The 20,075-nt window shown below is 33.6% G+C and carries 11 protein-coding genes; 4 read left to right on the top strand and 7 right to left on the bottom strand.

Features of this window, described 5'->3' with window-relative positions; translation table 11 throughout:
• The 4 genes from Q0998_RS02810 to Q0998_RS02795 all read right to left on the bottom strand — a co-directional run bounded on the left by Q0998_RS02810 (window position 1) and on the right by Q0998_RS02795 (window position 6,560).
• The gene (locus Q0998_RS02810; protein WP_299665960.1) at window positions 1–1,374 is read right to left on the bottom strand and encodes a sulfatase; all 1,374 of its coding nucleotides are present in this window, start codon (window positions 1,372–1,374) and stop codon (window positions 1–3) included.
• Window positions 1,375–1,506: 132 nt separating this feature from the next.
• Window positions 1,507–3,033, bottom strand: a complete 1,527-nt coding sequence (locus Q0998_RS02805) for a BNR-4 repeat-containing protein (protein ID WP_299665957.1) — start codon at window positions 3,031–3,033, stop codon at window positions 1,507–1,509.
• Window positions 3,034–3,042: 9 nt separating this feature from the next.
• Window positions 3,043–4,839, bottom strand: coding sequence for a hypothetical protein (locus tag Q0998_RS02800; protein WP_299665954.1), 1,797 nt, complete (start codon window positions 4,837–4,839; stop codon window positions 3,043–3,045).
• 56 nt (window positions 4,840–4,895) lie between these two features.
• A complete protein-coding gene (locus tag Q0998_RS02795; protein WP_299665951.1) occupies window positions 4,896–6,560 on the bottom strand; it encodes a sulfatase in 1,665 nt (554 codons plus the stop codon).
• A 213-nt stretch (window positions 6,561–6,773) separates the two neighbouring features.
• Here Q0998_RS02795 and Q0998_RS02790 point away from each other — a divergent pair, with 213 nt between their 5' ends.
• From Q0998_RS02790 to Q0998_RS02780, 3 genes are all read left to right on the top strand, one after another.
• The gene (locus tag Q0998_RS02790; RefSeq protein ID WP_299665948.1) at window positions 6,774–9,110 is read left to right on the top strand and encodes a LamG-like jellyroll fold domain-containing protein; all 2,337 of its coding nucleotides are present in this window, start codon (window positions 6,774–6,776) and stop codon (window positions 9,108–9,110) included.
• 26 nt (window positions 9,111–9,136) lie between these two features.
• Window positions 9,137–9,304, top strand: coding sequence for a hypothetical protein (locus Q0998_RS02785; protein ID WP_299665945.1), 168 nt, complete (start codon window positions 9,137–9,139; stop codon window positions 9,302–9,304).
• A 74-nt stretch (window positions 9,305–9,378) separates the two neighbouring features.
• A complete protein-coding gene (locus tag Q0998_RS02780) occupies window positions 9,379–10,803 on the top strand; it encodes a sulfatase-like hydrolase/transferase (protein ID WP_299665943.1) in 1,425 nt (474 codons plus the stop codon).
• Window positions 10,804–11,460: 657 nt separating this feature from the next.
• On the opposite strand, the gene Q0998_RS02775 is transcribed toward Q0998_RS02780, so the two are convergent.
• The 3 genes from Q0998_RS02775 to Q0998_RS02765 all read right to left on the bottom strand — a co-directional run bounded on the left by Q0998_RS02775 (window position 11,461) and on the right by Q0998_RS02765 (window position 17,685).
• The gene (locus tag Q0998_RS02775) at window positions 11,461–13,209 is read right to left on the bottom strand and encodes a RagB/SusD family nutrient uptake outer membrane protein (RefSeq protein WP_299665941.1); all 1,749 of its coding nucleotides are present in this window, start codon (window positions 13,207–13,209) and stop codon (window positions 11,461–11,463) included.
• Window positions 13,210–13,230: 21 nt separating this feature from the next.
• Window positions 13,231–16,305 (bottom strand): TonB-dependent receptor, encoded by a 3,075-nt coding sequence (locus tag Q0998_RS02770; RefSeq protein ID WP_299665938.1) that lies wholly within the window; start codon window positions 16,303–16,305, stop codon window positions 13,231–13,233.
• Between the two features lie 339 nt (window positions 16,306–16,644).
• The gene (locus tag Q0998_RS02765; protein WP_299665935.1) at window positions 16,645–17,685 is read right to left on the bottom strand and encodes a GntR family transcriptional regulator; all 1,041 of its coding nucleotides are present in this window, start codon (window positions 17,683–17,685) and stop codon (window positions 16,645–16,647) included.
• A gap of 205 nt (window positions 17,686–17,890) precedes the next feature.
• Here Q0998_RS02765 and Q0998_RS02760 point away from each other — a divergent pair, with 205 nt between their 5' ends.
• Window positions 17,891–19,996: a bifunctional aldolase/short-chain dehydrogenase gene (locus Q0998_RS02760; RefSeq protein ID WP_299665932.1), complete on the top strand. Its 2,106-nt coding sequence runs from the start codon at window positions 17,891–17,893 to the stop codon at window positions 19,994–19,996.
• Window positions 19,997–20,075: the final 79 nt, after the last annotated feature.

Raw genomic sequence — 20,075 nt, 5'->3', positions numbered from 1 at the left:
TTATTTAACTTTATGCTTCAAAACGTTATATCTGTTTCTTTGTTTTTCTAATAGATTCTTATAAGTAGCATCTTTTGCTAAATTTTTTGTTTCATTGGGGTCATTCGTAAGGTCATACAATTCTTCATAACCACTTTCAATAAATTTCATATATTTCGTTGTTGTACTCACAACACCTTCAATTTTGGGCAGTTTTGGACTTCCCAAAAATGTATGTCCATAAAAGAAATCTTCACGTTTATTATTTTTTTCAGTATCAAAATCAAGCAAGTTTATTCCTTGCATAACAGTTGGTTGTTTGATTCCTGCAAAACCTAAAATAGTAGGTGCGATATCAATATTCAAGCCAATTTTATCTGTTTTATGTATTTCTGAAGGATTCCGAGGATCATAAATAATCAGAGGAACACGTATGGATTCCTCGTGTCCAAACCATTTACCAGCCAAACCGTGTTCTCCAAGATAAAATCCATTGTCACCCATAAAAATAATGATTGTATTTTTATCTAAATTTTTAGATTTAAGTGTTTTCCTTAATTTCTCAACAGCATCATCTACACCAGTTATTAAGCGGTAATAATTTTTGACACTTTCTTGATATTTTTCAGGAGTTTCAAACCTTAATTTCCAACGTGCACGTGCAATATTCTCATCAGTACGAAAAAAATTAGGAAATGATTGCCAATATTTCGGGTCTGCTGTTTTAGGTTGAGGAATACTGTCATCTTTGTATAAGTTAGAATATTTTGGGTTGGGAATAAACTGTCTGTCATCTCCATCTTGGCTATGAGGAGATTTAAAACTCACAGAAAGACAAAATGGTTGTTGGTTCGTTTTATGTAAAAAAGTGTCAATTTTTTGAGAGACCAAATCGGTATAATGAATGAAATTTCCATTGGCATCTTTATTTTCATAATTAGGTTGATGTAAAGGCGTTCCTTCCCAATAATCAAACGATTTTTTAGGTTGATTTTTTGGATTTCCAACACCAAATTTTCCAATAAAACCAGTTCTATATCCATTTTTTCTTAATATCATAGGATATGTATTATCGAAAGCTTCTTTGGTGAAACTGGTATGAAAACCATTAATACCATGTCTAGATTGGTATTGTCCGCTTAATATACTAGCTCTGCTTACCATACAAATTGACGTTGTAACATAAGCGTTAGTATAAAATTGACCTTGTGAAGCTAAATGATCTAAATTTGGCGTTTTTATAATAGTATTTCCAGCAATACCTAATGCATCCCACCTTTGGTCATCTGTTAATAAAAATATGATATTGGGTTTACTTTCTTCTTTAACAATCGTTTCATTTTTACAACCAAGACAGAATATTAAGCTGATTAGTAATAATTTGTAATTTGACATAAAGTTATTTTTTTAAAGTAGTATTCTATTCGATTATTTATTCTTGATAAACACATTTAGATTCTTTAATTATGTCTTTAAATTGAGAAATATTTAATGTAATTGGAATTGTTAAAATGGCAATTTATATTTTTATTTATGATGAATGATTTGTCCAACTATTTTGGTATCATATTCATAAAATTTAGGGTAGTTCCCTTGCATCCAAAGTACAGCACTTTTATCTTTTGTCCATTTAGGAACAATAGGTCTTAAATTATCTTTTTCAGAATTTTTAGTTAGTGCAACCCAAGTCCATGTTTTACCATAATTTTTGGTCTTTCCCATATAAATTTCATTTTGCTGTTTGCTAGAAACTGAACTTATTAAAGGTTTTCCTGTAATTGGATTTGCACTTGTAGAAATAAAAACAATATCTGGATTTGAAGCACCTACAGAAGCCAAACCTGTATAATCTCCTTCACGATCAAAGCCAAAATTATCACCAGCATAGGCCATAAAATTAACATGCCATTGTTTACCATCATGTCTTACATAAAAATATCGATGGTCTTTTTGATTGTCATTTGCTCTAAACTGAATAACACCAAATGGATGATTATCTGGAGTAATTTTAATATCTGTAATCCAACCTCTTCGCATGGCCATAGCATTAATGAGCGTGCTGTCTTTTAAAAGAAGTGTCATTGCAGTTGGTGGTGAAGCGTTTTCATCATACAAATTCTCATCTATAACAGTGCCATCAGTTTTATGCAATTTTCCGTTTTCAATATAGGCATGATATATAGAGTTGAGGTAAGGTCCAGGAGCAGATCGATCTGCATTAAAATTAACTCTGGGATGATCGTCAGTAGCAAATAAATGCACTTTCGATTTTCCATCACCAGCATATTTTACATACGCTCTTCCTCCATCAGCATGATCTGGCCAGGCATCTTTTGCGTTTAAAGTTTGTCCGCCATATACCCAATTTTCTCCAAGATCATTGGAATAGATAAAATTTGAATCAAATCCACGAGAACGAATGCCATTAAAAATTTGTCCATTTCCGTTGTTCCCTTCAGATAAATAGATAGGATTTGTATAGGTAATTCCTCCTTGCGGTGCATCAGACAGGATTGTTTCGTTCCAGACAGTTGGATCGTTCGGATTTGTTGATATTTTAGTCCGTATAAATTTATCATTGCCATGCTTTGACCAATTCACGAGATAACGTCCATCTGGACGAATTAAAAAGGAAGGAGAAGCATGATCATCCATTTGCAATTGATCATCTAAAGTAATACGAGCTTTTTTTGAGATAGGATTTTTTAAATCTTTACTAATTTCTGCCCAATACAAATCAACATCGCCTCTTTTATCACTTGAAATATCACCATAGGTTACTGCTCCTGTTATTAAAATAGGTTTGTCTGGATTGTTCGTATCCATAATTACACGCTGGTCTTGAAACCAACACCAAGATCCTGGACGATCATTGTCAGAAAGCTGAAAAATTTCAGAGTGATTTTTTGTGATTTCTGAAAGATCATCTACGATTTGACTTTTATTAACTGATGTATTGGGCAAATTAGCGCAACTTCCTAAAAAAAGCAAACAGCCGAAAGCATATCGTAAATAATTAGATTTGTTGCTGTTTTGATATTGTTGTAAACCCATTTTAAAAATTTATTTTTTTGATATCTTTAAATTAAAGATTAATTTTTCCATTTTAATAATATCTGATTGGTAATACGCTTTCAAAAATTCCTTGTGATTTTTTTCTGGAGCAATTGCTAAAATTTTTCGAATAATTTCTTCTTTTAACCAATATCCATTAATATATTTTTCTTGTACAGAACTTGCTTTGCTGAGCTTAATTATTGATGCATCAACCAATCCGTATTTAAATGCGGTTCTAAATAAACGCTGTGCACTTTGCCAATTTTCTTTTGCAAAAGCACTATTATGTAGCCGTAATTTATTCCAATCATGCGTGGTAACATCTAAAATTTCTCCAACATCATTAATTCCTAATGCTAACAATGAATCTGTTCTATTTGATTGTCCATCACCATTATAATCGTAAGTTATTTTATCAAAAAAACCATTATTGTTGGTGTCTTCATATTGAATAACTTCCTCAACTTTGTCGGGCATTTTTGTAGAAGCTACTTCATTAGGATGTGCTCCAGCCCAAAAAGCTCGATTTCTATCTACTGTCCAAGCACCTTTTTCTGCGCCCAAAAGATGAATTTTACCATCCCATTTTGTTTGGTATAATTTTGCTTTTCCACTAAAATCGAGATCCCATTCGCCACGATCTCCAAGCGCATCTGATTGTGGATGATAAATTGGTGAGTTTTTATTGTACCGTTTTAAAATGTATGGGTTTCCTGGATAATAAATTTCTACGCGTTCCCAACGATGGCTATCATCATCTTCATCAACGGTTAAAAAAGCGCGTGCCCAGGTTGCAGAAAAAAGCCTATTTACTGCACCTTCTCTTTTCAAATAAATAAATTCTGTTTGTTGGCGCCATTTTGAATGCCGATAATAAGGAAGCACCCAATTTGGTGCTTTTACTTCTGGAATATGATGCACTTGATCTTTATAGTTTAATCCTAGAGCTCCAGCCACATACAATGTCATGTCATAATCCATTTCGTTATCACGACCCGAATCATTATCTAAATCATAACTTACCCAAGCTTCATCTACAATACCATCAAAACTTAATTTATTTCTATCTTTTTTATCAAATATTCTATTATCTGCCACCCGAATTGACATTTCAGACAAACCATCTTCATCAAAATCATAAAATAAAAAAGGATTTTCCCAAGTAAATGATGGATTTTCAACAGACCAAATAGGTGCATGTTCTTTTAAAAAAGTAGCATTCCCATGGTAATTTGTGCGCCAATTTGGACCTTTATCAAAACGAGTCCAAGAGACTGAGAGGTCATTCCATTCAATATCTGTTAACAAACCAGTATTATCTGGATCTATCATCACAAAATAAATGGCACCGCTTTTTCCAAAAACCCAGTTAGCGCCAACTTTTGGATTGCGACTAAATATTTGAATATCTGGAATTCCATCTGCATCTCTATCAGCCCATTTTACATTATAATCTGCTGGTCCGTCATAAAATCCATCATTATCCATATCTACTTGCAAAGCATCATTTATCATATCGCCCCATTTATCATTCATTGTGGCATTGTCATTTTCATCAAACCAACGTAAACGTTTTCCTTTCCAATTTAATTCTATGATGTCTGGATCGCCATCTTTGTCAAGATCTGTATATAAAATTTGATTTTTTATAAGCGTATCTAATTTTGAATGTCTCAAAGAGTTTGTATTAATTTCTCTTTTATAAACTGCTGTATCTGCTATTTTAGATTTTTGAGCATACAATGTTGTGATGCAAAAAAATGAATAGATATTTATGAGAATAATCTTTTTAAAGTTTTTCATCTTTCGTTTTTTAAAACTTACTTTAATATTTTGAATGTTATTATCCAGCGTCTAAATTACTTTTCAACTGTAGCCATTAAATCTTTAAAAGGAGTTTTTCGAACTTCTTTTTCTGGATTATAATCTGGATTAATTTTAGGCCAATATCTTTTTGCTACGTTCTTTTCTAACCAAGACACCAACTCTTTAAAAAGTACATCTCCTTGCTCTTTATTGGAAGAATATAAATCGTTTTTTTCATAAGGATCTTTTTCGATATTATACAAATGCAATCTACCATACCAATCAAAAATTAACTTAAAATCTCTTTTTCTAATCGCAGAATGTGGTGTTAACGCATAACCATCATAAGGACTCTTATAAATTACGTTAAAAGGATAATGCCAAAAGTGTGTATCTTTTGTATAGGTATTTTGTTCATTTTTTTGATCAGATAACAAACCCAGAATACTCTCACCGTCTAAGTCGTTTTCTTTTACAATTTGTTTTGCATTGTAACCCGCAGCTTCTAAAATTGTTGGAAAAATATCAGTACAATCTACTGGAGTATCTACCCATTTTCCACTTTCAATTTTTCCTTTCCATCTAAAAATAAGTGGTACTCTAATGCCACCTTCAGTTAAACAGGCTTTTCCGCCCAAAAAAGGAGAATTCTCTGTACCTTGATTGTTTGGTGTTATTTCTGCATCAATTCCGCCATTATCAGACATAAAAACGACCAACGTATTTTCTTCAATTCCTGTTTCTTTTAATTTGTCTAAAATTTTTCCAACAGACCTGTCCATACTTTTTATCATAGAAGCATAAATAGCATCATCTTGTCCATTAAAACCTTTTGTTTCCTTCGCATTGAAATACTCAATTTCTCCTTTTTTCCCTTGATAAGGTGTGTGTACGGCGAAATGCGAAAAGTATAAAAAGAAAGGTTTGTCTTTATCTTTTGCTTTTTCTTCAATATAATGTAAAGCTTGTGTTGTTAAATCATCTGTTAAATACTTTTCGCCAGTATCTTTTCCTGAGTCACCTATCTCCCACTCTTGTTGAGGCATTTTTGGGAAACGATCTTTTGATTTCTGATTCCAAGGTTTTTTCCAATTAAAATATGTTGAGCCTCCACCATCAAAATAGGCCAAGGTTTTAAATCCGTTATCTTTTGGTTGAAAGCCTTTTGCCCCAAAACCACCAATGTGCCATTTGCCAATAAATGCAGATTGATAATCTGTCATGGCTTCTGCAATAGACAATTCATCTAAATTGGTTTGTGTGTGTTTTCCTGTTGAAACCCCAGAATTTGAGGTTGCATTTATATGTGGTTGTTCAATTAAAATATTGTCTTTATGTTCTAAAACATCATTTGCATAGTATCCTTGAGGAACTTCTAAATTCTGGTTATAATAGGTGTTTCTATGTGGCATTGCCGTTGTAAAACCAATTCTTGCCGCATATTTACCAGTTAAAATACTGGCTCTTGTTGGCGAGCATAATTGATTCGCATAAGCTTGCGAAAAAGAAACACCTTCCTTCATTAGTTTATTAATATTTGGGGTTTCATAAAAAGTACTATCAATAGAGGTATTTAAGAATTTCGCAACGTATGCTTGTGTATCTACAATACCATAATCATCTGCCAGAATAAAAATAATGTTTGGTTTTTTTGCTTCCTCTTCTGTACAGGAGAAAATCAAAAGAGAACCAAAAAAGAAAGACAAAAAATACTTCATTTGAATTGATTTGTTTGAAACATAAATATAAGCGAATCAGAAAAAGAAACTATCCTGCACTTTATGGTCTAAGTTAATTAATGTTTAAAAATAGTAAACAAGGTAGTGCAGGATACTAAAAAGGAAAAGCATTTATACATTTGGAAATACACTATTTTTTAACTAAAAAATTAGTAAAAAACCAATTTTTAACAATTTTATAATATAATTATGATGAAAAAAATACTTTTTACGATGGCGCTGGTATTTAGCTTTCACCTCATAGATGCACAGGCTATTGATGGTACCAAAATTAAAATGCACTTTCCTTTTGATAGTGATGTAAGCGATGATTCAAGTGAAGGCGTTACTTTAAATGCTAAAACTGCAAATGTAGTAGATACATATGTTACAGGGAGAATTGGAGACGCTGCGTTGTTTAATGGTAAACCATATATAACAACAGGTAGTACTTTTGATGCTGGTGCATCATTTACGATTGCATTATGGATCAAGTTTAATTCAGTAAATGTTCCTTCTGGTACAGGTACACCAAAGATAATCCATCAAGAAGAAGATCCAGATGCGAATACCCTAGCTGGCAGACCCTTTCAATTGTCTGGTGCAACCAGGCCTATAAATACTTCTTTCGGAGAAGCAGTTGCATTTAACTCAACCACATCTCCAAGTATTGATGAGTGGGTTCATATAGCTCTAGTTATGGATAAAACTGCAGAAACAATAAAAATGTATATTAATGGAATCGAAGACAGAAGTGAATCAGTTGGAAATGCTATTAAGGTAGATAATAAAACGAATAATGCTGAGTTGTCTTTTGGGGTTCAGAAAAGTTCATCTACCGTTGGTTTGTTAGATGGATATATGGACGATTTTTTAATTACTACAGAAGTATTAACTCAAAATCAAATAAAATCTGTGATGACTTTAGGTGTCGCAGAATCAAAAACATCAAATACTAATATTTGGTTAGGTACATCGGCTGACTTTGGAACAGGAGCCAATTGGTCTCAAGGAACATCACCTGTTGTTGCTGAAAATGTAATTATACAGAGTGGTGTTGCAAATAACCCAACAGCGAGTGCAACATTTTCTGCAAAAAATATAATTATACAAAAAAATGCTTCTTTAGATGCTGGAACTAATGCAATAACAGCCACTTCTACTACCGTTTATGGAGGTGGTAGTCTTATCGCTAAAAGTACTGTTAGTGGAACTTTTATATACAATGCTATCACAACAATAAACAATACTGCGCCTCCTCAAATAAGTGGAAGCTTTAACCCAGCTGTTTGGAATTTAATGTCATCTCCCGTTGTTGGAGAAACTTATGACAATGCTTGGATTTTAGATAATTTTATTGGTACAGGTACTGGACCAAACAGAGCTATTGCTTTATATGACAATACTTTGGCAAGCAGTAACTGGGATTATTACCAAGCAAATACAACTGCTGCAACTTTTGATTCTGGAATAGGTTTTTCTACTAGAAAAAAGACGGTAGATTATCAAAGCAATAATGAAGAGTTTTACGAATTTATTGGAACTTTTCCAGACGCAGATGTTTCTTTAACAATAACACAAGGAGCAGGAAGTAATTGGAATTTAGTAGGTAATCCTTATCCTTCTTACATCTCAGCAGCCGACCTGGTTACAAACAATACTACTAATTTATCCGCAGGATTTAAAGCATTATATATTTGGGACCCTTCTGATGCATCTTATAAATCTTTACCAGGAACTCACATTGCTCCAGGGCAAGGATTTTTTGTGAATGCAGCAAACTCTACTGCTAACAATTTTGTAATTGCAGAGTCTTTGCAAAGTCACCAAACTGGCGTAAATGCAACCTTCTACAAAAATAATGCAACAAAAATAAGCTTAAAAGTTACCAATGGTAATTTAATAAGAGCTACACAAATTAATTATGCGAACGATCATAAGTTAGGATTAGATGATGATAATGATATTGGAATGTTTACGGGAGTTGGTTCTAGCTTAAATATATATTCAGAATTATTAGAAAATAATACGGGTATTGCTTTTGAAAGACAGGCGCTTCCAGATTCAGGTTTTGAAAGTATGGTAATTCCTATTGGTGTTATTGCTGATGCAGGTCAAGAAATTACATTTTCTTCCAATGCACAAAATTTACCTTCTGGGGTAGCAGTATATTTAGAGGATAGAGAGAAAAATAGCTATACAAGATTAAATGAATCCGATACCTATACAATTACACCAACTAGCGCCTTAAAAGGTACAGGAAGATTTTATATGCACACAAGTGCTTCTAGCGTTTTAAGTACAGAAGATACATTACTAAGCTCTATAAATATTTATAACACTAATAATACGAACTTAAGAATTACAGGTTTAAAAAGTGGAAAAGCTTCTGTAGAGTTGTTCAATATTTTAGGAAAAAGAGTCGTATCAACTACTTTTTCTGCTGTAGGTGTTAAAAATATATCGTTACCAATTTTAGCTACAGGTGTTTACATTGTGAAATTACAGACAGCAACAGGAAACACTAGTAAGAAAATAATTTTAGAATAATAACGAGGATATAGAAAACATACATCATGAAAAAAACAACAGATAAAACTCAAGAAATTTCTCGTAAAGACGCTCTTAAAAAAATAGGTAATTACGGTAAATATACAGCATTAACTGCACTAGGAACCTATATGATTTTAAATCCTCAGAAAGCGCAAGCACAAAGTCCAGAAGCTCCTGGAACTGGATTTTAATTTACTATTTACATAAAAAATGCCTCATTAAGAGGCATTTTTTATTTTACATTACCCTTAAAATATATCAAATTATGAAAAATCAGTTCTTTTTTATTTATATCTTTTTAAGTTTTACTATTTATAGTCAAAAGAGACCAAACTTCATTGTTATTTTTACAGATGATCATGGGTTTGCGGATATTGGTGCAAATGGTTCTGTAACAGATGTAAAAACACCAAATATAGATTTGTTAGCTGCAAATGGTGTAAGAATGACATCAGGTTATATTACAGCGCCTCAATGCATTCCTTCTAGAGCTGGCTTACTAACTGGTAGGTATCAACAAAAATTTGGTTTAGATCAAAATGGAACTATTCCACTTCCACTAGAAGAAGTTTTAATTCCACAAAGATTAAAAGAGGCAGGTTATGTTACTGGAATGACTGGTAAATGGCATTTAGACCCAAATCATGGCGCTAAAGACTGGATAAAAGAAAATATGCCAAATGCTCCAAAAAATAAAAGAGTTCGCATTCCTCAAAAATTAAGATTGCCTTATGCAACCTCAAGTAGAGGTTTCGATGATGTTTTTGAAGGACCCATGAATAGATATTGGTCAAATTATACTTTGGATGGTAAAAAAACGAAACCAAAATATATCAATGAAAAAGGATTTCGTTTAGAGATTCAAACAAAAGCAGCATTGAGTTTTATCAAACAAAATTCTGGCAAACCATTTTTCTTTTACCTTTCTTATTTTGCACCACATGTTCCTTTAGAAGCAACTAAAAAGTATTTAGATCGGTTTCCTGGAGAAATGCCAGAAAGAAGAAGACATGCATTGGCAATGTTAGCTGCAATTGATGATGGTGTAGGAGAAATAAAGCAAACCCTTAAAGATCTAAAGATTGCTAAAAATACACTCATCTTTTTTATTAGTGACAATGGTGCTCCTCTTAAAATTTATAAAGAAGACAAACCAATTTCCTTTAAAGGCGGTGCTTGGGATGGCTCTTTAAATACTCCTTTTGTTGGTGAAAAAGGAATGTTGTCTGAAGGCGGAATTAGAGTTCCTTTTATTATGAATTGGCCAGCAATTTTGCCAAAAGGGAAAGTGTATGACAAACCTGTTATTTCACGAGACGTTGCAGCAACTGCAATAGCACTCGCAGGGTTAAAAAAAAGTAAAAATTTAGATGGTGTAAATTTAATTCCGTTTTTAACAGATCAAAAAAAAGGAGAACCTCATAAATCCTTATTTTGGAGGTTTTGGTCGCAATCTGCAATTAGAGAGGGTAATTATAAATATTTAAAATTTGGTCAAAGAGAATTTCTTTTTGATGTAACTACTAAAGAACACGAAAGTAAAAATCTTTTGAAAGTGCATCCTAGATTAGCAAAAAACATGAAAAAACGTTTGATCAAATGGTCTTATACCTTGCAGAAAAAAGGGATTGATTTAAAAACAGCAGGAAATGAAAAAAAATGGTTCGATTATTATTTCCCAAAAAAATAATATGTAAAATTCACATACATATTATAAAACAATATTTTACCTGTTGTGCATTTTGATAAATTCTGTCAATTCGAGTGAATTTCACGATTAAAATAAGTGAAATTTGTATCGAGAATAAGAATTTTCGTTTCTAAACTAGTTCTCGATACTATTTTTTTATCAAAAATCACTACCATTGACATGTTTATTTAATTTATTGACTCTTAAACACTTAATAGTTCTCGACTCCGCTCGAACAGACATATTTTATAGATTAATTCATGTCATTCCAACCGCTTGATAAAAATTTTTCTCGGGTCTCGAACTGACATTTTGGAATACATTTAACTCAAAATGCACAACGGGTAATATTTTATATAAAATTAAGTAATTGAAAAACCTAGACCCAAGGGTAAAGGTATCAAGTAAGAATTTCTTTTTTATTCGGCGCAAAGTATCGGGGAATAAACCCATAAATCCCGCTAAAAAAGCGGGATTAGTCTGCCTGCATAGTCAGATTCAGCTAGCAATTTTTAATTCATTTCTTCGCTTCCGAAGCTTCAGAGTTTCACTAATTTAAAAAACCCTGCTTTATCAAAAAGATAAAGCAGGGTCTTGGGGGAAGGTGTTATTGAATTAAATTAAATAACTACTTCAAAATAACTTGTTATAATTAAATTACCATCCTGGATTTTGATTTATGTTGAAATCTGGAATGATAGAACTATCTGTAATCGGTATTGGAAAAATAAGGTATTTATCGTCATAAGCGTTACGTGTTTCGGTAACGAAACGTTCATAAGTAAAATCTGCACCTACCTTTCTAATTTCCATTGCCGTTACAAGACGCCCAGTTTGATTTAAAATTTTCCAGCGTCTTACATCCCAAAAACGATGTTCTTCAAAAGCCAGTTCAACACGTCTCTCGTTTCGAACACGGCTTCTAAAACTTTCTTTTGTCAAACCTGCAGTTAACGGAGGCATATTTACACGAGCTCTCAGGGTATTGATGGCAGTATATGCAGCTACAGTAGGTCCATTCGCCTCATTTTCTGCTTCTGCATAATTGAGATACAATTCTGCTAAATGGTATTTTTTATACCTTGCAGAAGAAGACTGTCCTCTTTGAATTTTAGGATTAAAGAATTTACGTAAGTAATATCCTGTATGTGTATTTCTTCTGTTTGGCGGTGTTTTAATCAGTTGGTCAGAGCCTCCTATAAATGTTTCCACAGTATGTATTCGACCTCTAATATTATCATACAAAGCTCCGTTATACCAAACTGTTGCATAAAAACGAGGATCACGACCCACATAAGGATTATTTTCGTCATAGCCAGAAGCTGGGTTTATAATAGGATTCAAATGGTCAGCATCTGAATATCCAGTAATGGCCGGTTGCCCATTTGCCATTTCATAAGCATCTACCAGTTCTTGGGTAGGACAAGAGCCCGCTTTAAAATTTCCAGGTAAACTTGGCATCGCATTGATATTTCTAAACGTAGGAGGTGCACCTAGATTGATCTCATAAATCGTCTCACGATCTCTTGGTGATGGATTTTTATCAGATTGTGTAATTGAATATTCTTCATAATCTGGGTAAAGCTGGTACTCACCTCCAGTGGTTAAAGCATCTAGCGCATTTTTTGAAGCCGTTGCTGCTGCCTGCCATTTGCCGGTATCGTCAGTTTCATTCCATAAAGGACTCGCATTGTATAGAAGCACTTGAGATTTGATTGCATGCGCAACTGCCTTACTAAAACGGCCACGTTCTTGCTCTTCAATAATACGAATAGGCATCTCGGGATTGGTAATTACCAGTTCACATTCTGTTGCTATAAAATCTGCACATTCCTGAAAGGTAGGACGGATTAAGCCCACATAATCAAAATCTGGTGCTAAAGGTTCTGTAAAAATTGGTAATGCACCGTATTGTTTAATCAATTCTAAATAATAAAAAGCACGCAGTAACCTAGCTTCTCCTTCGAATCTTTTTCTATTTCTTTCATTTGAAATGTTTGCTGTTTCTACATTTGCAAGAAAAATATTGGCATCGCGTATGCCTGCCCAAAAAGAGTTGTAACGACTAATGTCAGGATCTGTACCTTGCCCTCTAAGTTCTAGTGGGTTTACGGATGGTGTTAATGAACCGGTAATCCATCTTGCGTTGATATTTAAACCATTATTACCTACATCCGCATCTTGAGCCTCATCTGATGCCCCTGCTAAAAAGGCAAAAAACATGTATCTCCAAGAGTACCAAGGAATATTTTCATAAACGGTATTTAAATATGCCTCAGTTTGTAGTTCATCTAGAAAAACATCTTGTAAAGTAATTCTTCCATCGGGAGTAATATCTAAAGGATCCTCCTCACAACTTAATGTGAAAAGAAATAGCGCTAATAGTATGTATTTATAATTTTTCATTTCTTTTGGTTTTAGCAAGGATTAAAAGGATAGATTGATCCCTATATTGTATAATTTTAGTACTGGATATGATAAACCTTGATTTAATTCTGGATCAAAATCATCCGTAGGGAGATTGTCCCAAGTTATTAAATTTAGCCCGTTTGCATAGATTCGAAAATTTTTTACGCCTATACGATCGGAAACATTTTTAGGAAGATTATATCCTATCTCCATATTTTTGAGCCTTAAATAACTAGCATCGACTATAAAAAACGAGTTTCTAATTTCATTAGGAGAAGCTTCCCGAGTAAGTCTTGGATAATCGATGGTTTCTCCATTTTCAAATCGCTCTTGTGTCCAACTTGTAAGGTGTCTTGCAAAATAATTGGGTCCGTCAGCAAATGTTCCTCGACTTTGGTAGTAATTGGTTACGTTCGATACACCTTGAAATAAGATGCTTACATCAAAATTTTTGTAAGTGGTATTAAAGGCAGCCCCAAAAGTATATTCGGGAACCCGAGAATAGCCAATAGGTGAAACATCCTTTTCATTAATAAAATTATCTCCATTTAAGTCTTTATATTTGAAATCTCCAGGTCTCGATTCATGACCTCCTACATTCTGAACAGGAGAGGCATCTATTTCCTCTTGACTTTCAAAATATTTATCTACAAGGTATCCGAAATTTTGACCTATACGATATCCTTGTTGCCGATATCTAAAGGCGAAATCTTCAGGTAAAAAAGGTTCGTCAGCAAATTCCTGAACATTGGTTGCATAACTTAAATTTACTCGTGAGAGTATTGAAAAGTCTTTGTTGAAAGCTTTTTTGTAATTTAGTTCTATCTCATAACCTTGATTTTTAACCACGCCAATATTTACAGGTGGTAAAGCACCTATAGGTAATCCATTTAACACAGGTATTGTTCCACGATTTCTCAAAATATTGTCTCTATTTTCATAAAAAACATCCACTTTCAAATCAAAAGATTTTAAGAAACCAATCTCAATCCCTATGTTTGTTTTTCGTGCCACCTCCCATTGTAAATCCTCGTTTTTAAGCTGACGCGTTATAATACGCTGTCCTTCACCCAAACTTCCAGAGAATCCACCACCGGTAACATCAATGTCATCTAAATATAAAAAGCGATCTTGACCAAGTCGGTCGTTCCCAACTTCTCCGTAGGAACCCCGTATTTTAAGAAAATTTATTGTGGGCTTTAAGTCGTCCCAAAATTTTTCTCTAGAAATTACCCAACCTGCTGAATAGGCAGGGAAAAAACCATAGCGATTTCCTTTCTTAAATTGTTCAGAGCCGTTGTAACCTGCATTAAATTCTACAAAATACCTACTCTTATACCCATAGGTAAGCCTGGTAGCTATTCCTCGAAGATTAAAGGGAAGTTGCTGACCTCTAATTTCTTTTTGTTGTTGATATAATAAGAGTCCCTTTACATCATGTGCTCCAAAAGTTCTGTCGTAATTTAAACGTGCTTTCACATCTGTAAAACTTCTAAAGCCAGAATTACCACCTATAGCTAGTGGTGTATCAATACTGTCATCAAATGGTCTAAAGAATATACTATCTCTACCTGACTGTGTCTGCTCAATAACTTGAATAACTTTAGGATAATCTTTTGAAGCGGTTAAGTTATTTGTTGCTCTTGAATCGAAAGAAATTACAGCTTCTGTAGAAAGACCTTTTAATAGATTATCTAATTTTAATCTCATTCCATAGGTTGCGGTAATGTTTGATCGTGTTTGCTGTCTATATCCAGTTCTATTTAAAATTCCATAAGGCGGGTTTGTTTGTGTAGGAGAGGTAACTACTACGCCATCGGGAGATAAAGGACCTGGAATATTTGAGGGAATATCGAAAACATTTGCCAAAATAAATAAGGACGGTGAAGCACCTCCTTGTCCTGTAGAGGCAACTGACACTGCAAATGGTGAGTTTTGTTTTTCTACATATCCTGCTAAGTTTAAGAAAGCACTTAAATTAGGATTCAGTTGGAGATCTATATTAGATCTAAAATTATAGCGATCTAATTTAAAACTAGGGTCATAATTAAGATCATCTTCTGTTTCAAACTGTCCTCCCTGGTTCAAATATCCTGCATTTACAAAGTATTTTACACTTTTATTGGCACCAGATACATTCATATTAAAACGTTGTTGTAGCGAAAAATCACTTACAAGCATGTCTACCCAATCTGTATCTGGAAATTGCAAAGGATCAGACCCTGTTCTATAGGCTTCTAGAGCCTCAGTAGTATATGCAGGAGCACCACCATCATTTACCTGTGCTAGGTTTCGTAGCGTTGCAAACTCAAAAGCATTTACAGGTTGTGCTAAACGAGTAAACATCTGAACTCCGCTTTCATAGGTTAAAGTAATGGCAGGAATTTCTGAAGTTCCTCGTTTGGTAGTCACCAAAATAACTCCATTTGCTCCACGTACTCCAAAAATTGCTGTAGAAGATGCGTCTTTTAGAATGGTCACAGACTCTACCTCATTGGGGTCAATATAATTAAGTTGACGTTCCACACCATCTACCAAAACTATAGGTGACTGTGCATTGATAGTACCTTGCCCTCTAATAAACAACTGAGTAAGATCCCGTCCAGGTTCTCCACTAGTTTGTAAAGAAGTTAATCCTGGCAATCTACCCGCTAATGTAACGGCTAAATTTGCTGCGGGACTTTGTTTGATTTCCTTAGTGCTAATAGAAGCAATCGCACCCGTTACGGTTTCCTTTTTTTGTTCTCCGTAAGCGATGATTACAATCTCACTAAGTTCCTGATCATCAACAATAAGGTTGAAATTTAAAATAGTCTTACCATTCACAGGAATTTCAAGGCTCTTAAAGCCTATGTAGGATGCCCTTATTGTCCCATTAGAGGGGACAGTAAGTGAATACTTTCCATCAAAATCGGTAACGGTTCCATTGGTTGAATTACCAAGTTGGATGATTGTTGCTCCTAGAATGGGAGTTTTTGTGCTTACGTCGTAAACAGTACCAGTTACCGTAATGTTCTCCTGCGCTTGCAAGTTTTGAACAAGAAAGATACTGATAAAGAATAGCCAGCATAATTTGAATACATGTACTTTCATTATGAGTTGATTTTAAAAGGCTCAAAATTAATAGTGGCTAACAGAAAATTTTTCCCCTTTAAGTTAATTTTTTATGAAATTAAGAAGCTCATTAACTACATGCATCCTGTAGTATGCTGTTTGTTAGCTCTGTAGGACATGTGTTTATCATATATAGAATGATAGTACACTCCTATATATTCGGGGTAAAATGTTAAATATTAAACTGGAAAATTTACTTACCTAGCGCAACTATTAATCTATAAAATCAACAAAAAGCTAATTATTTATTCCGTTTAATGATGAAGTCGTTTTTAAATATAAGTAGTTGGGGATTCAATCAATTTTAGTAGTGATTGCTTATAAAGAATTTCTGTCAATAAAATTAAAAGGCACTTTAAACTTTCCCTTTTTCTTTTCTAAAATCATTTTTGCCGCTGTTTCACCCATGATTTTAAAATCTGTAGAAATCACAGTAATTCCTAATAATTCTTTTAAAGGAGTATCATTGTAAGAGATAATACCAATGTCTTCTCCTAAAACATATTCGTCTTCTCTTGTTCTTTTGACTAAATTCACCAAATCAGATTCTTCTATGGTAACAAATAAATCTCCCTTTTTAAGAATCATATCTTCACAAACTTGTTCTAAAATTTCAAATTCGATATTGTATTCCACACAAAATTTTCTAAAACCATGTAAAATTCTCTTTGGATATGGATACACCGTTTTTCTTGGGTAAAATAAAATAAGATTTTTATACCTTTCCATCTTAGGATACGCTTCACAAAGTGCATTGTAAATATCGTTTTCAAAATCCTGAAAAATCTCTACAGCACCTCCTTCCATTCCCGATTTTAAATTGTCTAAAATGACTAATTTTTCTTTAGAGATGCCTTTTAAAGCTTTTATTACTTTATCTGTATAACTCACATGTGTAAGCGCTTCTGTTTTAAAGTGAGGCATAATCACATAATAATCATAAGCAGATTTATTTTTTGCAATTAAATTTAAAAATAAAGATTCATCACAATGATAAATGTGTAAATCTGTGTGAGAATTAGGTCCAATACTATCTATAAAAGAATTGTAAGTTCTTAATTTATAGGAACTCAATTTATTGACTAAAAATAAGATATTTACTTTCGATATTAATTTTGTTCTTGTAATGTAATAGCCTTTCCCTTTAATCGATGAAATTATATTGCGCTCCTTTAATATATTATAGGCTTTTTCTACAGTATCTCTAGACAAATAAAATTCCTCACTAAACCGATTAATTGAAGGGATTTTTTGGTCGATCACCAAATTTCCATTCGAAATATTCTGAATGATTGCATTAACAATCTGTTGATACTTTGGAATCCTAGAATTTTCATCAATTGAAATAAAACTGAACATATATTTTGAAAAAGGTTATTTAATTAATATCATTTATCTTGTAGCGTCACTAGAAAGACCTAAAATAACAGATTTTATTTGGATTGACAACAGTAATATGTAAAAAACATTTTTCAAAAAAAAATAATAATTTCACGGTACAGTACAGGATACGATTAATTGAATAGACCTCTAAATTTGTTTTTGATAAATTTTAACAAACCTTATGAAAACGAATACAAAAGCATTTAAATACGTAGATTATTTATGGGATCAAGACAAAGCAGATGCTCTAGGAGATGACCAAGTAGCGTTATTCTTATACCGTTCTAATATTTTAGGGGCAGATTTAAGAATTACCAATTATGGTGGTGGAAACACCAGTTGTAAAACCATAGAAAAAGATCCTTTGACAAATAAAGAGGTAGAAGTCATGTGGGTAAAAGGTTCTGGTGGAGACATTGGTACTTTAAACAGAGCAGGAATTGCAGGTTTATACACTAGCAGATTGCGCGATTTAAAAAAAGTGTACAAAGGTTTGCATGATGAAGATCGAATGGTGGGTTTGTTCAATCATTGTATTTACGATTTAGACAGTAAAGCACCATCTATTGACACACCATTGCATGGTTTATTACCATTTGCACATATAGATCACCTACATCCAGATGCATTAATTGCAGTAGCCGCTGCTAAAGATAGCCAGCAAGTAACCAAAGAAATTTGGGGAGACACTATGGGTTGGGTGCCTTGGCAAAAACCAGGATTCGATTTAGGCTTGCAATTAGAGCAATGTTTGGCAGACAATCCAGGAATTAGAGGTATTGTTTTAGGTTCTCATGGTTTATTTACTTGGGGAGATACCTCTTATGAATCTTATATAAACAGTCTAGAAGTTATTGAAATGGCTTCTGAATATATTGCCAAAAAAATTAAAGAAAATGGCAAAGTTTTTGGCGGACAAAAAGTTGAGAGCTTGCCAGCAGCAGAGCGTACAGAAAAAGCAGCCCAGTTAATGCCGTTGTTAAGAGGTTTGTGTTCTTCTGAAAATAGAATGATCGGTCATTTTTCTGATACCAATGTGGTCCTGCAATATATCAATAGTCATGATTTAGAGCGTTTAGCGCCCATGGGAACTTCGTGTCCAGATCATTTCCTAAGAACAAAAATTCAACCATTAGTTTTAACATTAGATAAAAATCAAGACCTATCAGATACAGAAGCGATTCGTAAAAACTTAGAACCTGCTTTTGAAGCCTACAGACAAGAATATGTAGATTATTACAACACCTGTAAAAAGGAAAACAGTCCTGCGATTCGTGATGCAAATCCTGTTATTATTATTTATCCGGGAGTAGGAATGTTTAGTTTTGCAAAAAACAAACAAACCACCAGAGTTGCCAACGAATTTTATATCAATGCCATTAATGTCATGCGGGGTGCAGAAGCCATTACGGCCTATACTTCTTTGCCAAGACAGGAAGCTTTTGATATTGAATATTGGTTGCTAGAAGAGGCAAAATTACAAAGAATGCCAAAAGAATTACCATTGTCTAGAAAAGTAGCTTTTGTTACTGGTGCAGGTGGCGGTATTGGTAAAGCCATTGCTGATAAATTAGCTGCTGAAGGTGCAAATGTTGTACTAACAGATATTAACGAAGAAAGTTTAATTGAAGCAAACGCAACTTATAAAAGAGATGTTTCTGCCTATGCCATTTGCGATGTTACCAACAACGATTCTATTGCCTCAGCATATAAAACAGCATGTATCGAATTTGGTGGTGTAGATATTATTGTACACAGTGCTGGTTTGGCAATTTCTAAAGCATTAGAAGACACTACAGATAAAGATTGGAACATTTTACAGAACATCTTGGTAAAAGGGCAGTTTGAACTGGCAAAACAATCTGTAGCAATTATGCGCAAGCAAGCTTTGGGTGGCGATTTTATTTCCATCGCTAGTAAAAACGGTTTGGTTGCTGGACCTAACAATGTAGCGTACGGAACCGCAAAAGCGTCTCAACAACACATGGTGCGTTTATTAGCCGCTGAATTAGGAAAAGATAAAATTAGAGTCAATACTGTAAATCCGGATGGTGTAATTGTAGGAAGTAAAATCTGGGAAGGCGCCTGGGCAGCAGGTAGAGCGAAAGCAAACGGAATTACTGTAGAGGAACTACCCGCTTTTTATGCCAAAAGAAACTTATTAAACGAAATCATTAGACCCGAAGATATTGCCAATGGCGTATTTTCTCTTGTTGGAATTCTAGACAAATCTACTGGGAACATTATCAATGTTGATGGTGGTATGGCCAATGCATTTGTAAGATAATTCAAATTATCTAAATATAATTATTTTAAAAACTTCCATAGAGAATTCATAAATTTATGGAAGCTTTTTATTAAAACCA

The organism is uncultured Polaribacter sp., from assembly GCF_947501385.1.
Taxonomy (GTDB): domain Bacteria; phylum Bacteroidota; class Bacteroidia; order Flavobacteriales; family Flavobacteriaceae; genus Polaribacter.
The sequence above is the reverse complement of the archived record's forward strand: the minus strand, read 5'-3'. Positions and strand labels throughout refer to the sequence as shown.

Coding starts and splice junctions, on each gene's coding strand:
- Q0998_RS02810 (WP_299665960.1), bottom strand. CDS start 1,374: ATGTCAAATTACAAATTATTACTAATCAGCTTAATATTCTGTCTTGGT.
- Q0998_RS02805 (WP_299665957.1), bottom strand. CDS start 3,033: ATGGGTTTACAACAATATCAAAACAGCAACAAATCTAATTATTTACGA.
- Q0998_RS02800 (WP_299665954.1), bottom strand. CDS start 4,839: ATGAAAAACTTTAAAAAGATTATTCTCATAAATATCTATTCATTTTTT.
- Q0998_RS02795 (WP_299665951.1), bottom strand. CDS start 6,560: ATGAAGTATTTTTTGTCTTTCTTTTTTGGTTCTCTTTTGATTTTCTCC.
- Q0998_RS02790 (WP_299665948.1), top strand. CDS start 6,774: ATGAAAAAAATACTTTTTACGATGGCGCTGGTATTTAGCTTTCACCTC.
- Q0998_RS02785 (WP_299665945.1), top strand. CDS start 9,137: ATGAAAAAAACAACAGATAAAACTCAAGAAATTTCTCGTAAAGACGCT.
- Q0998_RS02780 (WP_299665943.1), top strand. CDS start 9,379: ATGAAAAATCAGTTCTTTTTTATTTATATCTTTTTAAGTTTTACTATT.
- Q0998_RS02775 (WP_299665941.1), bottom strand. CDS start 13,209: ATGAAAAATTATAAATACATACTATTAGCGCTATTTCTTTTCACATTA.
- Q0998_RS02770 (WP_299665938.1), bottom strand. CDS start 16,305: ATGAAAGTACATGTATTCAAATTATGCTGGCTATTCTTTATCAGTATC.
- Q0998_RS02765 (WP_299665935.1), bottom strand. CDS start 17,685: ATGTTCAGTTTTATTTCAATTGATGAAAATTCTAGGATTCCAAAGTAT.
- Q0998_RS02760 (WP_299665932.1), top strand. CDS start 17,891: ATGAAAACGAATACAAAAGCATTTAAATACGTAGATTATTTATGGGAT.